This is a genomic window from Pantanalinema rosaneae CENA516 (assembly GCF_050753385.1).
In the GTDB taxonomy this organism is placed as follows: domain Bacteria; phylum Cyanobacteriota; class Cyanobacteriia; order Leptolyngbyales; family Leptolyngbyaceae; genus Pantanalinema; species Pantanalinema rosaneae.
In genome coordinates, this window is sequence record NZ_JBLZFZ010000001.1 from 97442 (window position 1) to 115890 (window position 18449).

13 protein-coding genes are annotated in these 18449 nt (G+C 47.0%); 6 read left to right on the forward strand and 7 right to left on the reverse strand.

The genetic code is table 11. The annotated features are described in order from the left end of the window. Nucleotides 1-34 precede the first annotated feature (34 nt). The 6 genes from ACN4EK_RS00300 to ACN4EK_RS00325 form a co-directional block, all read right to left on the reverse strand. The gene (locus tag ACN4EK_RS00300) at nt 35-2500 is read right to left on the reverse strand and encodes a hypothetical protein (protein ID WP_431655319.1); all 2466 of its coding nucleotides are present in this window, start codon (nt 2498-2500) and stop codon (nt 35-37) included. A 78-nt stretch (nt 2501-2578) separates the two neighbouring features. Beyond that, entirely contained in the window at nt 2579-2986 is a 408-nt protein-coding gene (locus ACN4EK_RS00305; protein WP_431655320.1) for a hypothetical protein, read from the reverse strand. Between the two features lie 75 nt (nt 2987-3061). After that, nucleotides 3062-3484, reverse strand: coding sequence for a hypothetical protein (locus ACN4EK_RS00310; protein WP_431655321.1), 423 nt, complete (start codon nt 3482-3484; stop codon nt 3062-3064). Between the two features lie 544 nt (nt 3485-4028). After that, nucleotides 4029-4679 (reverse strand): response regulator, encoded by a 651-nt coding sequence (locus ACN4EK_RS00315; RefSeq protein WP_431655322.1) that lies wholly within the window; start codon nt 4677-4679, stop codon nt 4029-4031. A 48-nt stretch (nt 4680-4727) separates the two neighbouring features. Then, complete coding sequence (locus tag ACN4EK_RS00320; protein WP_431655323.1) at nt 4728-6353, reverse strand: GAF domain-containing sensor histidine kinase; 1626 nt, start codon at nt 6351-6353, stop codon at nt 4728-4730. Between the two features lie 29 nt (nt 6354-6382). Continuing rightward, entirely contained in the window at nt 6383-7477 is a 1095-nt protein-coding gene (locus ACN4EK_RS00325) for a hybrid sensor histidine kinase/response regulator (RefSeq protein WP_431655324.1), read from the reverse strand. A 409-nt stretch (nt 7478-7886) separates the two neighbouring features. Between ACN4EK_RS00325 and ACN4EK_RS00330 the strand changes: the two genes are divergently transcribed. Genes ACN4EK_RS00330 through ACN4EK_RS00345 form a run of 4 tightly spaced genes read left to right on the forward strand, consistent with a single transcriptional unit; the run spans nt 7887 to nt 12639 of the window. Then, nucleotides 7887-8510 carry a DUF3859 domain-containing protein gene (locus tag ACN4EK_RS00330; protein WP_431655325.1) on the forward strand — a complete coding sequence of 208 codons (624 nt, stop codon included), beginning with the start codon at nt 7887-7889 and terminating at the stop codon, nt 8508-8510. A 5-nt stretch (nt 8511-8515) separates the two neighbouring features. Further along, nucleotides 8516-10261 carry an asparagine synthetase B family protein gene (locus ACN4EK_RS00335; RefSeq protein WP_431655326.1) on the forward strand — a complete coding sequence of 582 codons (1746 nt, stop codon included), beginning with the start codon at nt 8516-8518 and terminating at the stop codon, nt 10259-10261. A 5-nt stretch (nt 10262-10266) separates the two neighbouring features. Then, the gene (locus ACN4EK_RS00340) at nt 10267-11499 is read left to right on the forward strand and encodes a diaminopimelate decarboxylase family protein (protein ID WP_431655327.1); all 1233 of its coding nucleotides are present in this window, start codon (nt 10267-10269) and stop codon (nt 11497-11499) included. A gap of 48 nt (nt 11500-11547) precedes the next feature. Then, nucleotides 11548-12639: a toprim domain-containing protein gene (locus ACN4EK_RS00345; RefSeq protein ID WP_431655328.1), complete on the forward strand. Its 1092-nt coding sequence runs from the start codon at nt 11548-11550 to the stop codon at nt 12637-12639. On the opposite strand, the gene ACN4EK_RS00350 is transcribed toward ACN4EK_RS00345, so the two are convergent. Continuing rightward, the gene (locus ACN4EK_RS00350) at nt 12636-14342 is read right to left on the reverse strand and encodes an asparagine synthetase B family protein (protein WP_431655329.1); all 1707 of its coding nucleotides are present in this window, start codon (nt 14340-14342) and stop codon (nt 12636-12638) included. The two genes, ACN4EK_RS00345 and ACN4EK_RS00350, sit on opposite strands and share 4 nt — an antisense overlap. A gap of 166 nt (nt 14343-14508) precedes the next feature. Here ACN4EK_RS00350 and ACN4EK_RS00355 point away from each other — a divergent pair, with 166 nt between their 5' ends. Both ACN4EK_RS00355 and ACN4EK_RS00360 read left to right on the forward strand, forming a co-directional pair. Next, nucleotides 14509-15447 carry a hypothetical protein gene (locus ACN4EK_RS00355; protein WP_431655330.1) on the forward strand — a complete coding sequence of 313 codons (939 nt, stop codon included), beginning with the start codon at nt 14509-14511 and terminating at the stop codon, nt 15445-15447. Nucleotides 15448-15685: 238 nt separating this feature from the next. After that, nucleotides 15686-18427: a GAF domain-containing protein gene (locus ACN4EK_RS00360; RefSeq protein ID WP_431655331.1), complete on the forward strand. Its 2742-nt coding sequence runs from the start codon at nt 15686-15688 to the stop codon at nt 18425-18427. The last annotated feature ends 22 nt before the right edge of the window (nt 18428-18449 follow it).

The window sequence follows — 18449 nt, forward strand, 5'->3', positions numbered from 1 at the left end:
CACCCTGTCAACGATAGGCATCACACTGAAGCGATTAATTATTCGCAGGTAAACTAAAGGGTCGAGCCGGAGTCCCAAAGCGAAATAACACTAGAAATACATTATTTTGTCCAGATAACGGGCGATCGAATTGATCCAAACCCATTGAATAGGTTTCTCGGCTCCAACTTAAACTCAGGGTAGGACTGTTGTAACCATCCCCAAACCGATATTGAGCGGATACACCATAGTTCTGGCTAGTCTTCCCAGGAGCCCAAAACGCCGTTAACCGCCCTCGCTGCCCTAGTTGAATTCCAATATCTGCGGTTAATGTGTTATTGACAGAATAAGGGAAGACTTGAAGGAATTTAGTCACACCCAGTGAAAGCGCTCCCAAATTAGCCCTGGCTGCGATCGTAGCGAAATTGACTGGGGAAATTCCTAGTTGAGTTTCATCGCGACCAAAAGCATAGTTAAAGGCGGAGGATAAAACAACATTCGCTTTAGCACTGATTGGAAACGTTTTGCTGATCGCACCGCTAATATGGCTGTAATAGTCTTGATCAGAGCGGTTATAGAGTACGGCTTCTAGATTAAACGTCCAGGTTTTCAGGAACTTAGTATAGTCTGTACCAATGTAGAACTTAGGCGAAGGAGCCGCAATTACCCCACCATAGTAGCGAAAGATCGAGTCCGAACTAGTAATATTACCCGATAAACTGAGATGGGGATAATATTTTGTGATTTCAGTAATTTTGGTTTCAGTGACAAAATTCACATCACGATTAAATAATGTAATGTAAATTTGTGTATAAAAGGCAGAGAGATCGGCTGAAGAAAATGTTTCACTATTCACGGTAGAAGAAAAGGCATTATTCGATCCTCTCCCCCCCTCTCCCCCAGCCGTTACAAGTACCCGCTCTCGGCTAGTTGGTTGATACAGCAGATCGTCTCGTTGTGAGAATGTCGTCACCGGAGACAACCCTAACCACACACTATTAAAACTGGCACTCGGCATCACTAGCGTTTGTTCTTGGTGATGGGGATGCAGGGCACTACCTAAACCCGCCTGATAGATCGTGAAGCTATTGTCTGGCAGGCGAACATTATTGGCTGCAAAGAACAGATTTTTATTGATGTTGGTACTCGCTGCCTCTAATGTGCCTTCAAGCTGAGGTTCAACATCAGGTAAAAGTTCAGCCGCTAATTGCACCACCAGGTTAACATCCTGGTTTTGATCACCGGGAATGATGGGAAATCCCCGCACCGTCCGACCTATCACAGCCCGATGATGGTTCGCTTTAATGATTTGCCGGATGCGCGAGATGGTTGTTACTGGTGTTGTTTCAATCACCTCACGCCGGACAACTGAGGTTTCATCTGTTTGGGTATTACCCGGAAGCGCTCCAATATTCGGAAAATACAGGTCAATTCCTACCTCTTTGCCAACCTCACCTAATTGAAAGCCGGGTTGCGCCAAAATTGATAGTGTTTCTGGAGAGACAGACTCTCCTACAGTCCCAGGCTGAAAAATACGGGTAGGAAATAAAAATTTCGGATCAAGGCTGGTTCTATCGGTAATTAAAGTAGGTGACAAGCTACATAATTGAGCCGTATCATTCACGCCAGCACAGGAACCTAAGAATGTTAGTTGTAGCCCAATTCCCTGAAATGTTTGAGGGACTTTTCTTAAAATCGTGAGTTCACGTTGTTGCCTAACTGTTTGAACCTGAAGATAAGTTCCCGTTTGTTCAGAGGTAAAAACATTATCATGAGATAAACTTTGGATAATTTTACTATCTAATCGATAAATGCCATTTATATTAAGGTTAGAACTAATACTATTACCAAAACTATATCCACTCGTGATTTCCCATTCCGTTAAGTGACTGATCAGCGTCCCATTTAACTTCATATTTGTAATAAATGGATTCACCTTTCGATCAGGAATCACCCGTGGTGGCTTCTTATACTGAGATACCCTGGGGGTATCATCTGGTTCATGGTTAGCGCTCGCAGAAGATGCATCAGTTGTTGCAGGGGAAGTATCAGTACCACCACTTGGTTCCGGCAGAGGCTCCAATGAGCGCGATCGCTCTAGTTGAACGGTTGCTTCTGGCTGTAATTGGGACGCTGCCGATGTACTCGTTACGGGAAAAAAATCGCTCTCGGCTGAAACCGGTGGCTGTGGACTAAATTCTGGTTGTACCTGCAAAACTGAGGGTGTATCTGCGATCGCTGGAATTAAAGTAGGAGCTAACCATGGCCCATCGATCGCTGCTTCTAACTCTGTCACAGATGGCAATGCTTGGTTATAAAATTGAAGCGTCGGGATTGGAATTATAGAATACGTTTTCTCATCCAATTCTCCAGAGCCTCGATCGGCAAGCAAAACTATGTTTTCGGGTGGTGGCGATGGCTCTAAGCTGCGATCGGCTTGCCTGATCTCTGGGGCAACGGGCTGAGATATGTAGTGTAAATCGCCTGAAATGAAGGGTAACACAGGACTGCTTGCTCCCATTGTTGGGTCAGGAATGTCCCTCAATACAAGAAGGGGCAGATCCGCAGATCCGCCCCAATGAGAATCAGTCAGCACCCATTAGTTAGAACCTGCTGCGTTTAGTGTGCCCGCATCAGCATCCATTTGCACAACCGATGCATCCAAAGTATTTGCCTGATTGGTAGCAACCGGGTTAGCTGTCGCCATATTGCTCACAACACCCGAAGTCATAGTCATCGTGCTCGTCCCACTTGTACCAGACGAGTAAGCTGCATTAGCAGTTCCGTCATTATAAGAGCCAGCCGCCGCACTATTACTGCCTACAGCGGCTGAAATTGCTGCCCCTGTCACTTGCCCACCAGCATTAATCGTGAAAGCTGCCGAGCCTGCCGCACCAGCCTCTCCCGCCGATGCCGGACGCATACCACCGAACAAACCGATCCCAAACGCGGTTCCTGCAACCAGACCGGAAACCACTAAAGCATGACGAAAAGAACGCTGAGACATGAGAAATAGCTCCTAGTAAGTTGAAATGTGAGAGTGATAACGAATTAATTCAGCGAAGCAATGATGATTACAGGGTTAGAGACTTCCAGCAATATCCACAGTGCCATTAGGCGCATTGGTTTTCACAGCATCCGGATCTAAGTTGTTGGCTTGAGCAGTTCCTGGTGCGGCATCAGCAGTATCCTGAATTGAGGTAACAACACCACTGGCAAGACCAACGCTCAAGTTACCGCCAGAACCCATCGAGTAGGCAGCATTCGTAGAACCGCTGTTATAGGAAGCGGCAACTGCTCCATTTTTACCAACCGCTGCCGAAATCGCTGCACCTGTGACTTTGCCACTAGTAGCGTCAATTGTAAAAGCGGCGGAACCGGCTGCACCAGCTTCTCCGGCTGAGGCTGGACGAACATTACCCAGTAGACCCATCATGACGGCAGCGGCGGTGCTGATGGTTAAACTAGAAATGATGATTGTGCGACGAACTGATTGAAGTACCATGATCGCTTTCCTTCTTTAATGAGATGATGAGTATTGAAATCTGAAGCCAGCATTGAAGCTGAGATGGAAGAATGAATTGAAAATCAGGTAACAGATGATTCAATTCATTTCAATCGGTTAGATGCTAGCGAATGAAGTCCGGTGAGGTGCTCTGTGATGACTGATTCACTTTGTAGCTCCGTTCGGAATCCATATATACAATCTAGCGGTTGCTTGATTGAACGGCTATCAGGAAAAACCTGAGTTTAGCCTCAGGAAAAGTCTGAATTAACCAGTGGCAAACCAATCTATTACAGAACATGCTTAGGAGCGTAAATTTAATTAATCGGCAAACTGTACGGGCAAGTTTAGCAAACCCATCTGCCTCCCACGATATATCTATCGGCAAAACCCACCCCTCCCAAATCTTGAACTGATTTAATTCCCATTCCTGATAATCCCTATTGTCACTAATGACAAAATGGCACAAGCACTCCTTTAAAGGAAGAAACTTGCACCACAAAGAAAGCTAAGTTGATTAACTAAAATTTTATGAACTTACATATTATTCATCCAGTACAACGAGTCCTTTACGAATCGCATATCGTACTAAACCAGCAATATCACGGATATTCAAACGTTCCATCAACTGTACCCGATGGGTTTCTACTGTTTTTGTACTAATAAACAGCTCTTCAGCAATTTCCTTAGTTGACTTTCCGGCGGCAATCAGTTGCAAAATCTCACGTTGACGCGGAGTAAGCTGCTCCAGAGGATTCGCTTCGCCACTGCGCCGGACATAATCTGCCAGAACATACTTGGAAATGCTCGGGCTGAGATAAGTTTCACCCCGAGCGATCGTCTGTATCGCCAATTCCAGTTCACTCATGCCACTATCCTTGAGCACATAACCGCTTGCCCCTGCCCTGAGTGCTTGATGAATATACTCTTGATTGGCATACATGGATAGGATGATCACCCGCACTTGAGGAAACTCTTTAGTAATCTGTGCTGTTGCTTCCAGTCCGTTCATTAGAGGCATGGCAATATCCATTAACACGAGATTGGGGCGATATTGTTCCACCAGACGCAATGCTTCTTGCCCATCTCCTGCCTCAGCGATCACTTCGATCGTGCTAACGGATTGCAGAAGAGAGCGAAATCCCGCCCTAACGAGAGCATGATTATCGACAATTAGAACTTGGAGGGGCGACATGCTGCAATTACTCCAGTAATTAACCTTTCAAGATGAAAGTCAGTCTGTTCACAACGGGAGACGTAGGTGAATTTCTGTGCCCTGATCCGGAACAGACGTAATAGTAATCTTTCCATCTACCAATAGAGCCCGTTCTTCCATGCCTAATAGCCCTAAACTGTGACCACGGGTTGTCTGTTCCCTCATCGTTTGAGGATCGAAGCCAACTCCGTCATCCTGAATCAGCAGGTGGAGTGATCTCTCTTGTTGTTGCAAGATGATAGTTACAGAGGTTGCCTGAGCATGACGGACTACATTCGTGAGGGCTTCTTGCACAATTCGGAAGCAGGTTGTCCCGATCGTTTGGGATAGGCTTAGTTCCACAAGACATTGAAAATCAATACAGATGCCTGTACGCTCTATTTGCCGATCGATATACCAGCGTAAAGCGGCCTGAAGCCCCAAATCATCTAGTAATGATGGTCGTAAATCCAACGATAGATGGCGTACCTGCTGAAGAGCATTATCCACAATGGCAATGCTGTCATCGATTCGAGGAGACTGATCACCTTCATTCAGCGAATGTTGAAGGATTTGTAAATTAATTTTGATCGCTGTCAACGCTTGTCCAATTTCATCATGTAACTCGTGGGCAATATAGCGGCGTTCCGTCTCCTGCGCCTCTAGCAAACGGGCTGAGAGATTCTGTAACCGTTCCCGATCGCTACGAACCTGCTCAAACAACCGAGTATTCTGAATGGCGATCGCCAAGTGATCGGCAATTTCACAGGCAATACTCACATGATCTGAGTTAAACGCCATTGTTCGAGCATCTACCACCAGTAGTTCCCCGATCGTCGTTGCTTGGACAAACAACGGAATCGCTAACGAAGAACGCATTCCCCCTGAAATTAAGCGTTGCGAAAGTAGACAGGGCATCGCCAAGTGAGTTAAATCAGAGATATGGCGAAACCGATTAATATGCAATTCATCCGAATTGAATATTCTATCTAAAGGAAACACTGTATCCTCTGGAAATAACAGTTCTCCATCAGCCGCACTAGAAATCACCCGAGCTTCATCGATCTGGAAATCAAATAGCAGCACCATTGCTTGCTGGCAAGGAATTAACTGGCGCAAATGGCAGAGAGAGGTCTGAGCAATCTCCTGAGGTGATCGTTTAGCTAGAATAGCTTGTTCGATCGCATGAAGTCCCAACACTCGTTGGCTGTAACGTAATAAAGAAGCCTCTGTGCGCTTGCGTTCACTAATATCTTCAATAACAGCAACAAAGTAGTGAGGCTGTTTATTCTCATGCAATACCAACGAAACTGTTAGCTTACCCCAAATAATTGAACCCGTTCGCTTCACATATTGTTTTTCGATCGAGTAGGTACGAATTTCCAGTTTCAGCAGTTGCTGTAGCAGTTCTGCATCTATTTCTACCGTATAAAGATGGGTAACTTCTTGAATTCGCTTCGTTAGCAACTCATAGTGAGTATAACCCAGGATCTCACAGAGTTTCTGGTTGACTCGGAGGAATTGACCATCGAGCGCAATATGGGCTAACCCAACCGCTGTTTGGTCAAATGTTGCATCAAACTGGGCTTGAAGTTCCTCTAAAGTAGGCTGATCCCCCTGTTCCTGAGAGGCATTGAGTAATTGTTGATCAGGCTCTGCCTCTACTTCATGCATCTTGTTTGTCCTATCATTTTGCTGACTAATTACTTTTCTTTTACAGGAAGTTCAATCCGAACAATGGTTCCTGTGGGCGTACTGGTAATGTCTAGCTTGCCATGATGTAATTCCGTAATCTGCCGAACAATGACTAGCCCCAAGCCAGATCCCTGTTGTTCATAAAACTTACGTTCAAACTGAATATAGGCTCCTATATCGGCAATTTGGGCAGATGTCATCCCTCGCCCTTGATCGATTACCTCTAGAATAAATCGATCCTGCTGAAATTCGCTCACAAGATGAATTAGCATCCCTGATCTGGAGAATTTACAAGCATTATCCACTAATTCTTCAACAATTTTTTCTAAATTAGTATCAGAAATCAGGATAGGACTAATACTGCGTTGCAAGCTTAAATCAACATTGCGATCGACCCGTTGAGCCACCTTCATTGCAGCACTAGCAATAACACTTTCAGAATAATTGCAACTCATATTCTGATAAGCCAAAAGGCTTTCTTGATTCTGAGCATCCAGCCGTAATTTGGCGTATAGTAATGAATTCTGGATTGTTCGCTCCAGTCGCCATGCTGATTTAGAAATCAAGCTACCAATTTCAGCGACCTCTGCCGTTTCCAGCTTAGCCGCGTATGTTGTTAAATAACTTGATAATCCACAAATACTATTTAATGGCGTTAGTAATTCATGGGGTAAATATGTCGAGAGATGCCCTCGTAAATCTTCTAGTTTTTGTTGATAGTGTTGTTCAACCGTAGTCTGTGTTTCTAGACGAGTTTTAATCGTGTTGATTAGCTCAGCGTGGGTAAAAGGCTTGGTTAGATAATCACTTGCCCCCAGTTCCATGCCATGACGGATATCTGGTTTACCTGCCTTAGCCGTGAGAAAAATGAAGGGAGTTGTGACCAAGCCGGGGAGCGATCGAATTTGGTGTAGCACCCCATATCCATCTAATTCTGGCATCATGATGTCACAGAGGACGAGATCGACTGGATAAGTCTGTGCCAATTCAACCCCTTGCTGGCCATTTTCAGCGCAGATCACCTGAAAATTCTCTATTTCTAATAGTTCGGTCAGGTTCTCTCGTAAACAGGCTTCATCTTCAATCACGAGAATTTGTTTCATAGTTCTAAGCCAGGGGGTGAGCAGGTCATCTAACTATCCTGATCATGGCAGGCACAATTAAGAATGGCATCCCCGTAAACCAGTAGATTACAGCCTCATCCGTCCTGGGTGAAACTACCTTGACTATCTGCGTAGGGGTTCTGTGGGATTACATACAGCCGTTTTCAAATGAATGCACCACACTTGTCAATTCGGTCAGCCCCCTTTTCTAGTATGCCCGTAGGGCTTTAAGCCCCCTTTCTACGATGCCGTCAGGCTATATTCTGGGGGACTTTGGCTCCTGTTCCCCCCAAAATTGGGGGGCTAGGGGGGCAAAAACTGCTGTAATTATTTATTGATGGACGATCGAGAAAGACAGGCGATAATGAGAGGGAGAAGTGACGATCTAGCGTAGGACATACTTGCAGGTATGAATCAACGGTTAACTCAAACCCAACTGACTCAAATTGTTGCAGAAGTAGAGCGCTTGTCACAGCGACAACAGGCAGAACTCGATGCAGATCAAGTAAAAGCTATTTTGCAGGAGTTGAATTTGCCGCCGGAATTGTTTGATGAAGCGATCGGGCAACTGCGACGACGAGAAGCTTTAGCAGCCCGCCAGCGTCGGATGATTTGGGTCCTTGGAGCGGTGACTGCTGTGATTACCCTGGCAATTGCCAGCTTTATTTGGTTGGAACATCAACAGCAACAAATCCTGGCTCGGTTAGCGGTGCAGCAGGATCGGATTACTCTTGCCTCAGATTCAGGTGAGACGTTAACCCAGGTAACGCGTCAGGCAAATCCCGAGTTATTTTACCGAGTCACGTTAGCCGAAGCTCCGGTCGGACAAAGACTGTCTCTATCTTGCCAATGGATCGATCCTAACGGCAACATCGTGCATCAAAATCACTACCAAACTCGCGAAATCAGCACCCCCATCTGGAATACATTCTGTCGCTATGCCCTGGGCTCCTCGGCTCCCACAGGGATTTGGACAGTACAAATGTTGAGTGGCGATCGTCGCCTCAGTGATACTACGTTCAGTGTGCAATAGAGAATATGACTAGTTCGGTGACTGCCAGTATCGCAACTCACCCTCAGCAATTTGTTGGTTATTGGGGATATACCGAATCAACCAACTTAGATCAACAGCTACAGAGCATTCTGAAACGGTTTAGTTCACTTACCTGGGTTGTCCAAACCAATTGCCTGACCGACGCAAGGCGGGTCACTGTTGCAGCATCAGACCTGGATAGCACAGATGCTTGGGTGCAGGTTCAGCCACAACACTTGAAGCTAGGACGAGAGCCGTTTGGACGGGTAACTCTGTACTGGACACAGGTTGGAGAGGTGATTTGGTTTGCCACGCAATTGCAATTACTTTTGACCATTCTGCCCTCTACAACAGTCAGTATCCCTGGTTTATATGGATATAGTTGTTTTTCCTACGTACCCACTCCTTTAACCCCGATCGCTGGCATATTGGCAATTGCCGCCGGAACAGAGCAGATCTGGCACAGGGATGATCAGGGCAAGATTACAGCGCCAACCATCGTGCAATGTGGGGAGTGGCAGGAGGCGACGGAACAAATTCAGGATGAAGCAGCGGCGATCGTTCACTTACAAACGCTGTTGAAGGCGGCAGTGGCGCGGCAGATTGCGGATATTCAGGATCAAACCGTTGGTGTATTTTTGTCCGGTGGGTTAGATTCGGCGATCGTGGCAGCGTTATTAGTGCAGGCAGGGGTAAAGGTGCATGCGTATACATTGGATTTTGGGAGTGCCGGAATTTCGGAGTATCCCTATGCGGAGCAAGTGGCAAATTATTTACATATCCCTTTAACCAAAGTGGATGCCAGTCCTCAGCGAGTCCGGCAGGCAATCAAACCAGCGATCGCGGCTCTAGATCTACCCTTTGGGGATGCGGTAACGGTGCCGTTATTTTTGTTGAATCAAGCGGCTCGTCAAGATACGACGATCGTGTTTAACGGTGAGGGCGGCGATCAATTATTTGCCGGTTGGACAAACAAACCCTTAATTGCCGCTAGCATTTATCAACACGATCTTTTCACCAATTCAGAATTATTTATTCAACATTATTTACGCACATTTCATCGATTATGGGGCTATGAAGCGGCAGTATTCCAGCCCACGGTTTATCAGCACATTCAAACCATGCAGCCGCAGGATTGGTTACGAACAGCATTAGAACCAGCGTTTACTCGATCGCCACTACATCAACTGCGCCGAGCTACCTTAATGCTGAAAGGGGCACAAAATATTCAACCCCGAGCAACGAATCTGGCATTTTCCCAGGGATTATGGGTGCGATCGCCATTTTGTGATGTGTCGTTAGCTCAATGGAGCTTTCAACTATCTGGAGAACTGTGTTTGCAAGGAGCGTGTGAAAAGTACATTCTTAAACGAGCAGCAGAATCCTGGTTGCCCAGTGAAATCGTCTGGCGGCAAAAGCGAGGCATGGGAGTGCCAATCACTAGCTGGTGCTGGCAAGCATGGTGGCGATCGTTGGGAGATTGGTTAAATCCGGCAGTGCTGCAAGCAGAGGGCATTTGGCAACCGGATCTAGCCGAACGAATTGTAGCTGGTAAATTAGGCGCAGGCATTCAAGGGCGACGGGTGGGCGAAATCCTTTGGCTACTGATCACCTGGCAAATCTGGCGATCGCAGTTCCTCAGTGAGCCTGTGCCAGTATTATCTCGACACCATCCATTTTGGTTACCTCCCTGGGCATGGAGATTACGATCGCGATATGAATACTGGCTGAAAAACAATGATGAGGTTTAGATAGAATGAGTTTCATTAATCCCTCTTTAGTCACAGGGCAGAGACCAGATTTACTCAAACTTCCTTGTCCGATTGAACTAGTGCCTGAGTTAATCAATCACTATGGTTCACCTCTCTATGTCTATGTAGATGATGTTTTGCAATATACAATCAAGCGGCTTACCCAGGCTATTACCTATCCTCATACTCACATCCACTTTGCTAGTGTGACCAATGGCAACATAACACTGTTGAAACAGTTCCATCAAGCCGGTTGGGGCTTACATGCCAATACTCCCGGAGACATTTATTTAGGGTTACAGGCTGGGTTTACCCCCAATCGCATTGTTTATAGTGGGAGTAACTTAAACCGTGTGGAAATGGAGCAGGTTTTAGCCTGGGGCATCACTACATTAAATCTAGATAGTCTATCGCAGTTACAGTTATGCTGTGAAGTATATCAGCAGCAGCGATCTCGCCCCTTGCGGTTAGGATTACGCTTAAATCAACCAGATCTGACGGGAGATAGCCGGATCGGAGTACGTCCGTCAGAATTTCCTGCCGCGATCGCCCTCACCCAGCAAGTTGGGCTACCGTTAACTGGATTACATTTCTATCGCGGCACAGGAACCAATGCAACAGCCGCTTTTACCCAGGTGATTCAAGCGGTACTAACGACAGCTCGACAATTACCCGATTGGCAATACCTCGATTTTGGTGGTGGATTTGGTTACCCCTACCACCATGAGGGGGCAGCGTTCAACTGGGAGCAGTTTGGTGCTGAATTAACGGCTCAGTTAAGTTGCTGCGATCGTCCGATTGATTTGCTGCTTGAGCCGGGTCGGGCCGCGATCGCTGGGTGTGCCATGTTATTAACCCAAGTTGTTGCTGTGAAATGGCAGGATGAACGACAGATTGTCGGAGTGGATACCACGATCGCTAATCTCTCTGTTCCGGCGGTTCACGGAGGGTATCGGGAGATTGTTGCCTTAACGGACTCACATACTAACCTGCATCCGACGGATGTTTGTGGGAATACCACCTACTCCCGCGATTATTTAGGGCGCAACTGTACCTTACCACCCTTAGCACCGGGGGACATATTGGCAATTCTGGATGTGGGAGCCTATGGGTATGCCATGTCCTCGCACTTTTTACACCGTCCCCGTCCGGCTGAGGTTCTGCTAGAAGCCGATCGCCATCGCTTAATTCGACAGCGTGAAGATTACCAGACGCTATTAATCAATCAAATTTTTTAGCAATTGAATGCGATTACCAGAGTAATTTATCGTTGATCAGAGGTGATTATGAAATGTATTCAATGCGGCACAGATAACTTACTTCGCGATCGTACTGCCAATCAAGGTCGTTGTAAACAATGTAACCATCAGTTTGTCTTTGAACCAACCACAATGGGGGCAAATAAAATCACAGATGGCTTTTTTGCGAAAGCGATCGCGGATGTTTCTGCTAATCACACGCTCTATTTCACGTCAAAACAGCTACTTTATTTAATTAATCAACGTTTAAATCGGAAACTGGGCACGAACTTAAACGGCTTGCAGATTGGTGGCTTTATTCTAGCTGGAGTGGGAGTCTTTGTACTCCAGCAAGTCTGGCTGGTCTTAATCGGGATTGCCTTAATCATTGTAGGTAGTACAAAACGATTCCGCCATAAACAGACTGTTTCCTTAAGAATTTCTGCTAGCCAGTTACAGGATTGGCTATATACCTGGACGCAAATTAATGGCGCACCGGAGAAACTATTAACGACACCACGGGAGGCTCAACTGCCGGCGGCGATTAGTCCCGAGGTCAGTGTTTATAGTTTCGATCGGCTGGTGGTATGTGAGTCAGATACGATCGCGCATCTACTCATTACTAATCACTTTCACTTTGAAAATAATTGTGCAATTCTGAGTATTAAAGGTTATCCCCAGAGTATTTTTGAGACAACGATGCAAATGGTGCGGCGTAATCCCGATCTTAAAGTGTACACCTTACATAATTGTAGTCCGCAAGGTTTAGAACGACTCCATCAATTGCGCCAAAGTCCAAAATGGTTTTTAGACAGTAATGTAGTAATTGTTGACGTTGGTATATTACCGCGCCAAGTTCTGCGGGCAAAAAGAGGTTTATTGATGCAAAATTCACCCGAATCGGCTCAAGCCGCCAAACAATTACCTACTCACGTTCGCCAGGAATTATCTACTGATGAACTGAAATGGATAGAGGCGGGAAATTATGTGGAATTGGAATCGTTTACCCCGCACAGATTAATTCAACTCCTCAATCGTGGGATTGCTGGTAGTCGAGACTTGGCAATGGATAGCAGTGATACCTATGTGCTGATGGATGATGGGGGTAGTTCAATTTACACGATCGATAGTTTCGGTTAACGATCGTGCCCTTGTAACCATAGTTCTAAACTGGCTAGTAACCAAAGTTTGACCCCGTATCGATTCCAGGGATCACCTTGATAATTCAGCCACTGGCGAACTAGCGTCTGATTTAAATACGGTGCGATCGCGGCATGACGATCTAACAATAGGGCTTTGGCGGATCGGTTCCAGACTTGCCGGAAACCAAACTGAACCGGAACCATCATGCCACTTTTAGGACGATGCACAATCCTGTCAGGTAATAGATCAATGACTGCCTGTTTCAGCACCGCCTTCTCCTGCACCCCCGAAAGTTTATGATGGGGCGGAATTTGCATACTCAGTTCCACTAAGCGAGCATCAAATAACGGCGATCGTCCCTGTAAACCAACCGCTTGAGTCAGGTTATTTACCTTCGTTAGAATGTGATCGGCTCCCTTAAATTTGATATTCAATACCATCAACCGATTCAGGTAATTCATCTGGGATGCTAAATCTGCTAAGAACACGGAAGGTACAGATTGCACCGTTGCCCAAACCTCTGGCTTCAGTAATTGGGGGAGATCCGCCGCACATTTTTGAAACGAACGCAGATAGGCAGAGAGCGCATCACCGGTGGTGACAGAACTGTATAAATTGTTGAGCAGCATCGGCTGATTTTTCGGTCCACCAAAGCAGGGATCACCTCCTTCTCCATTTAAAATCACCTGTACCGATGCTTGAGCCAATTGTCCCAGCAGCAAGTTAGGCACTGTGAGCGGATCCCCGATCGGATCATCCAACGTTGCCATCGTTTCGGGCAGTTGTGCCCACAGTTCAGTTAAGGGAATTTCTAAAACATGATGCTGCGTTTGACAGTGTTGAGCCACTAAATTAGAGAACTCTAACTCATTGGGACACTCCGCTCCAAAATGAATTGAGTAGGTATGGACAGGGTGGGAATGAAACTTGGCTACCAGGGCGGTGATGCTACTGGAATCCAAGCCCCCCGATAGAAACACGCCCACAGGTTGATTAAAAGGTAAGGCTTCCACAACCACTTGTTCTAGCAAAGTGCGTAAGCGATCGCTATGCCAGGTGAGCGGCTGTTCCTCACCGATAATTTGCTCTTGGAGTTGCCAATATGGCTCGATCGTGGCATCTGGTAAACGCAGAACAGTTCCCGGTCGCAGTTCTCGCACCTGTTGCCAAAGCGTCCGTTCTCCAGGCACAAAGGCACAGCACAGGTAATCTCGCAGGGCGACTAGATCCAGTTCAGTCGATCGATAAGTAGATAACGATCGCAACTGGGGCGCAATCCACCGGGTCGCTCCTGTGGTGGTGTAGTAGAGCGTCCGTGTCCCCACCCGATCCCGGATTAACCAGAGCCGCTGACAGTGGCGATCCCATACCACGATGCCAAACATGCCAATCAAGTAATCCAGGGTGGCGATCCCCCAACGTTCCCAAGCCACCGCGATTAATTGTAAATCTGAATCTGTTTGTAACCGATGATCGGACAACGCTGATAATAGGCGATCGCGCTGACTTAACCAGACCTCCCCAACCACAACAAATTGTTGAGATGGACTGATGGTAAAAGGCGGCTCGATTTCTGAGGACGAATTCACCACGATCGCAAGCTGTTGATCCCGCCAGATCGGGTCTGGGATGTGATCAACCTGCCCCCAGGCAACCTGCCAGGTCGGAGAAAACGTTGGAGCAGAGGGCAAATGGCGCATAGCGTAATAGCACAGACAGGATCAAATGAAGTTGGTTGGTCGATCGCCAACTGTTGCGTCGATCGGGGTTTAGGGCATTCTAAAGCGGGGGCTACTCAAATCTTCTGTAGTGAGCGAAAAATTTGAGGAGCCCAGTAGGCAAGGAAATGATTGGGAGGAACAGCTCATGGTGTCTATGCAGGAAAAATATCGGTTAGTCACTCGCAGCGATTTTGATGGATTGGTGTGTGCCGTATTGTTGAAAGACCTCGACATGATCAATGACATCAAATTTGTACATCCGAAGGATATGCAGGATGGCAAGATTGAGATTACCGATCGTGATATTACAACGAACCTCCCCTATGTTGAAGGGGCACATCTCGTCTTTGATCATCATTCCAGTGAAACATTAAGAAATGAAACTACTCAGGAAAACTATGTCATCGATGCGAATGCCCCGTCTGCGGCACGGGTCGTTTACAACTACTTTGGTGGAGCCGCCCGATTTCCCCAGATTTCTCCAGAAATGATGTCTGCTGTTGATCAAGCCGATTCGGCTCAATTTAGTGCCGATGACATTACTAATCCTCAGGGCTGGGTTTTACTCAATTTTTTAATGGATGCTAGGACTGGTTTAGGACGGTTTAAGGAATTCCGCATTTCTAACTACAACTTAATGATGGAATTAATTGACTTTTGCCGAGATCATTCGATTGGCGAGATTCTCAATCTACCCGATGTTAAAGAACGTGTTGATCTGTATTTTGAGCAACAAGAACTATTCAAACAACAGATTCAGCGCTGTGCCACGGTGCATCAAAACTTAGTAGTTTTGGAGTTGCGACCCGAAGAGACTATTTATGCGGGGAACCGCTTCATGATCTATGCGCTATTCCCAGATTGCAATATCTCTATGCATGTGATGTGGGGACTAAAACAGCAAAACACGGTGTTTGCAGTAGGTAAATCAATTTTGAATCGCACCTCCAAAACCAATATTGGGGAGTTAATGCTGAAATATGGAGGAGGTGGGCATATTAATGCCGGAACCTGTCAAATTGATAACCAGCAAGCAGACGCGATCAAACAGGAATTAATTGCTCAGATTACGGCTGATGGCTGAAGCCCGTTGCCCAAGCCATCGCCTCACTCCTGCGATCGTTGGTATAAAACCAGCATCAGGGGTGAACGAAAATTCACCCCTCAACACCAAAATTTTCTAGAAAAATTAAATTTATTGGCGCTAACGTTCTTTAAATGTTCATCATAGATTTATCACGGGCAACCTAAGGATATTACCCATTCCAACGCCCTAGTGCCTCGCGGAAGGTAAATCAGTCCTAGCCTGATGGAGCAAATTTATGAATATGATTCCTGTATCAGAGCGACAGAAACCGGTCAGTCTTGCCAACTTGCTCCACCGGACAACTAGCCGGATTTTGCAGTCCTTAACCTTGCCAGATATTTTGACCGCTACAGTGGCAGAAGTGCGATCATTCCTGGCAACTGATCGAGTGATGATTTATAAATTCCACTCAAACGGTAGTGGTCAGGTGCTCGCGGAGTCAATTCTGGAACAACGGTTACCCTCCCTTCTGGGGCTGAATTTCCCTGCCGATGATATTCCCGCTTACGCCCGTGAGTTGTTTGCTCGATCGCGGATGCGCTCTGTGGTCGATGTCTCCAAACAACAGATTGGACAAAGTTTCGTCCGTCAGGCGGAGACTGGCGAAATTATCCTTGATGAAATGCAGTATCGTACCGTTGAACCCTGCCATATCGAGTATTTGACGGCAATGGGAGTGCAGTCTTCTTTAGCCGTACCTATTTTGCATGATCAGCAGCTTTGGGGGCTACTGGTGTCTCACCATTCCGAGCCACGCTCTACTCCAGCCGCAGAACTGCAAGCCGTACAAATGGTTGTGGATCAATTAGCTGTGGCGATCGCGCAATCTATCCTCTTGGAGCAGACCCAGGCAAAGGCGCACCGTGAAACCACCATTAATCGGATTGCCACACTACTACGCTCAGACCCTAGGATTGATTTGTTGGCAGCATTGGCGGAAACAGTGTCCGCCCTGCAAGGGGTCGGAGGTCGGCTCTATGTCACGCCAACTGCATTTGAACTGCAAGCCAGTACCACAGGGCACTTAGTTCAATTCCAAACCACCAGTGCAAGCGGACAACTCTATACCTGCGGCTTACAGCCTGACTGTTCTGAGCAGGGTATGGCAACCGCGATCGAGCAAACAAATGCTTGGCAAACTGCCTTTGAGGCGGATCATCCCACCGTTTGGGCAATTCCAGATACTGAGCAGAGCACAGGCTTACAGTGGTTGCAATCCATCTGTCAACCCGTTAGTATCCGTGGCATCCTGATCATTCCTTTAGAATATGGTCAACGGCGGTTAGGCTACCTGACAATCTTCCGGACTACCACCACAACGGAAACCCTATGGGCAGGACAGTTTGACCCCGATCAGCGCCAGAACCGCGCCCGCCAGTCATTTACGGCCTGGAAAGAATTGAAATTAAACCAGATAGTGGATTGGCGATCGTCGGAGATTGAATTAGCCCAGGCTTTAGCCAGCCATTTTGCTGCCGCTATTTTACATACACAAATTCATGGGCAACTGGAATTGATCAATGCCAGCCTGGAACAACAGGTTCAGGAACGCACCCTGCAACTACAACAAACCGCCGAGCAACAGCAAGCCTTACTGGAAGTAGTCACTAAAATTCGCTCCTCGCTCACTCCCGAAACGCTGTTCCGGACAACAGCTGAGGAAGTTTGCCAGTTATTAAAAGCAGAACGGGTGGCGGTCTATCGCTTTAATCCCGATTGGGGTGGTGAATTCATTCATGATTTTGAATCTACAACTCCAGAATGGCGAGGTATGTTGAGGCTCGGTGAAAACCTGGTGTGGAACGATACCTACTTACAGGTGACGCAAGGTGGACGCTATCGCCATAATGAAACCTTTGCCGTAGATGATATCACCCAGGCAGGGTTATATCAGTGTCATGTTGATATTCTCAACCAGTTTCATATTCAGGCATTTGCGATCGCGCCGATTTTCGTCGGTCAGGAACTCTGGGGATTACTGGCTGCCTATCAGCATTCGGCTCCCCGCATTTGGGATGCTTCGGAAGTGAAGTTTCTCGCCCAAACCGCCGCCCAACTGGGTATGGCATTGCAGCAAGCCGAGTTATTAGCCCAAACCCGTCAGCAAGCCGAGGATCTGGCACAAACCGTCGAAGAGTTACGCCGCACTCAAACCCAACTGATCCAAACGGAAAAGATTTCGAGTTTAGGGCAATTAGTGGCGGGAGTTGCCCATGAGATTAATAACCCTGTGAACTTTATTTATGGCAATCTTTCCCATGCCCATGAGTATGCGGAGGATTTGCTCAACCTGCTACAGAGCTATCAGGCAGACTACCCCAACCCAAGCGCCAGGGTACAGGCACAGGCCGATGCGATCGATCTAGAGTTTATTGCGGAGGATTTGCCCAAACTCCTGGGGTCTATGAAAGTAGGAGCCGATCGGATTCGGCAAATCGTGCTGTCACTACTCAATTTCTCGCGCCTGGATCAGGCAGAAAAGAAACCCGTTGATATCCATGAGGGGATTGAGAGTACGTTGTTGATTTTACAACATCGGTTAAAAGCGAAGCCAGAGCATCCGGGCATTGAGGTGAGCAAACACTATCAGAACCTCCCCCCCGTAGAATGCTACGCTGGACAGCTTAATCAGGTATTTATGAATATTCTGAGTAATGCGATCGATGCGATCGAGCAAGCCCGCCCCAGCAGTACCACCACCCAACCCAGCCAGCTTACCATTCGTACCAGGCTGGGACACTCCCTTGATCGCCCCAGCATTGAGATCCACATTACCGATAATGGGCCGGGCATTCCAGATGCCATCAGAACTCATATCTTTGATCCCTTCTTTACCACGAAACCCATTGGTAAAGGTACAGGGTTAGGACTGTCCATCAGTCATCAGATTGTGGTTGAAAAGCATCATGGCGTACTCACATGCTTGTCACAACCAGGACAGGGCACAGAGTTTGTGATTGAAATTCCCATTCGTTAGCTCCTGAAACATCCAGGTGTCT

What these genes read in the sequence shown, in the direction of transcription:
- ACN4EK_RS00300 (WP_431655319.1), bottom strand. Translation starts at nt 2,500, where the DNA reads ATGGGAGCAAGCAGTCCTGTGTTACCCTTCATTTCAGGCGATTTACAC.
- ACN4EK_RS00305 (WP_431655320.1), bottom strand. Translation starts at nt 2,986, where the DNA reads ATGTCTCAGCGTTCTTTTCGTCATGCTTTAGTGGTTTCCGGTCTGGTT.
- ACN4EK_RS00310 (WP_431655321.1), bottom strand. Translation starts at nt 3,484, where the DNA reads ATGGTACTTCAATCAGTTCGTCGCACAATCATCATTTCTAGTTTAACC.
- ACN4EK_RS00315 (WP_431655322.1), bottom strand. Translation starts at nt 4,679, where the DNA reads ATGTCGCCCCTCCAAGTTCTAATTGTCGATAATCATGCTCTCGTTAGG.
- ACN4EK_RS00320 (WP_431655323.1), bottom strand. Translation starts at nt 6,353, where the DNA reads ATGCATGAAGTAGAGGCAGAGCCTGATCAACAATTACTCAATGCCTCT.
- ACN4EK_RS00325 (WP_431655324.1), bottom strand. Translation starts at nt 7,477, where the DNA reads ATGAAACAAATTCTCGTGATTGAAGATGAAGCCTGTTTACGAGAGAAC.
- ACN4EK_RS00330 (WP_431655325.1), top strand. Translation starts at nt 7,887, where the DNA reads ATGAATCAACGGTTAACTCAAACCCAACTGACTCAAATTGTTGCAGAA.
- ACN4EK_RS00335 (WP_431655326.1), top strand. Translation starts at nt 8,516, where the DNA reads ATGACTAGTTCGGTGACTGCCAGTATCGCAACTCACCCTCAGCAATTT.
- ACN4EK_RS00340 (WP_431655327.1), top strand. Translation starts at nt 10,267, where the DNA reads ATGAGTTTCATTAATCCCTCTTTAGTCACAGGGCAGAGACCAGATTTA.
- ACN4EK_RS00345 (WP_431655328.1), top strand. Translation starts at nt 11,548, where the DNA reads ATGAAATGTATTCAATGCGGCACAGATAACTTACTTCGCGATCGTACT.
- ACN4EK_RS00350 (WP_431655329.1), bottom strand. Translation starts at nt 14,342, where the DNA reads ATGCGCCATTTGCCCTCTGCTCCAACGTTTTCTCCGACCTGGCAGGTT.
- ACN4EK_RS00355 (WP_431655330.1), top strand. Translation starts at nt 14,509, where the DNA reads ATGGTGTCTATGCAGGAAAAATATCGGTTAGTCACTCGCAGCGATTTT.
- ACN4EK_RS00360 (WP_431655331.1), top strand. Translation starts at nt 15,686, where the DNA reads ATGAATATGATTCCTGTATCAGAGCGACAGAAACCGGTCAGTCTTGCC.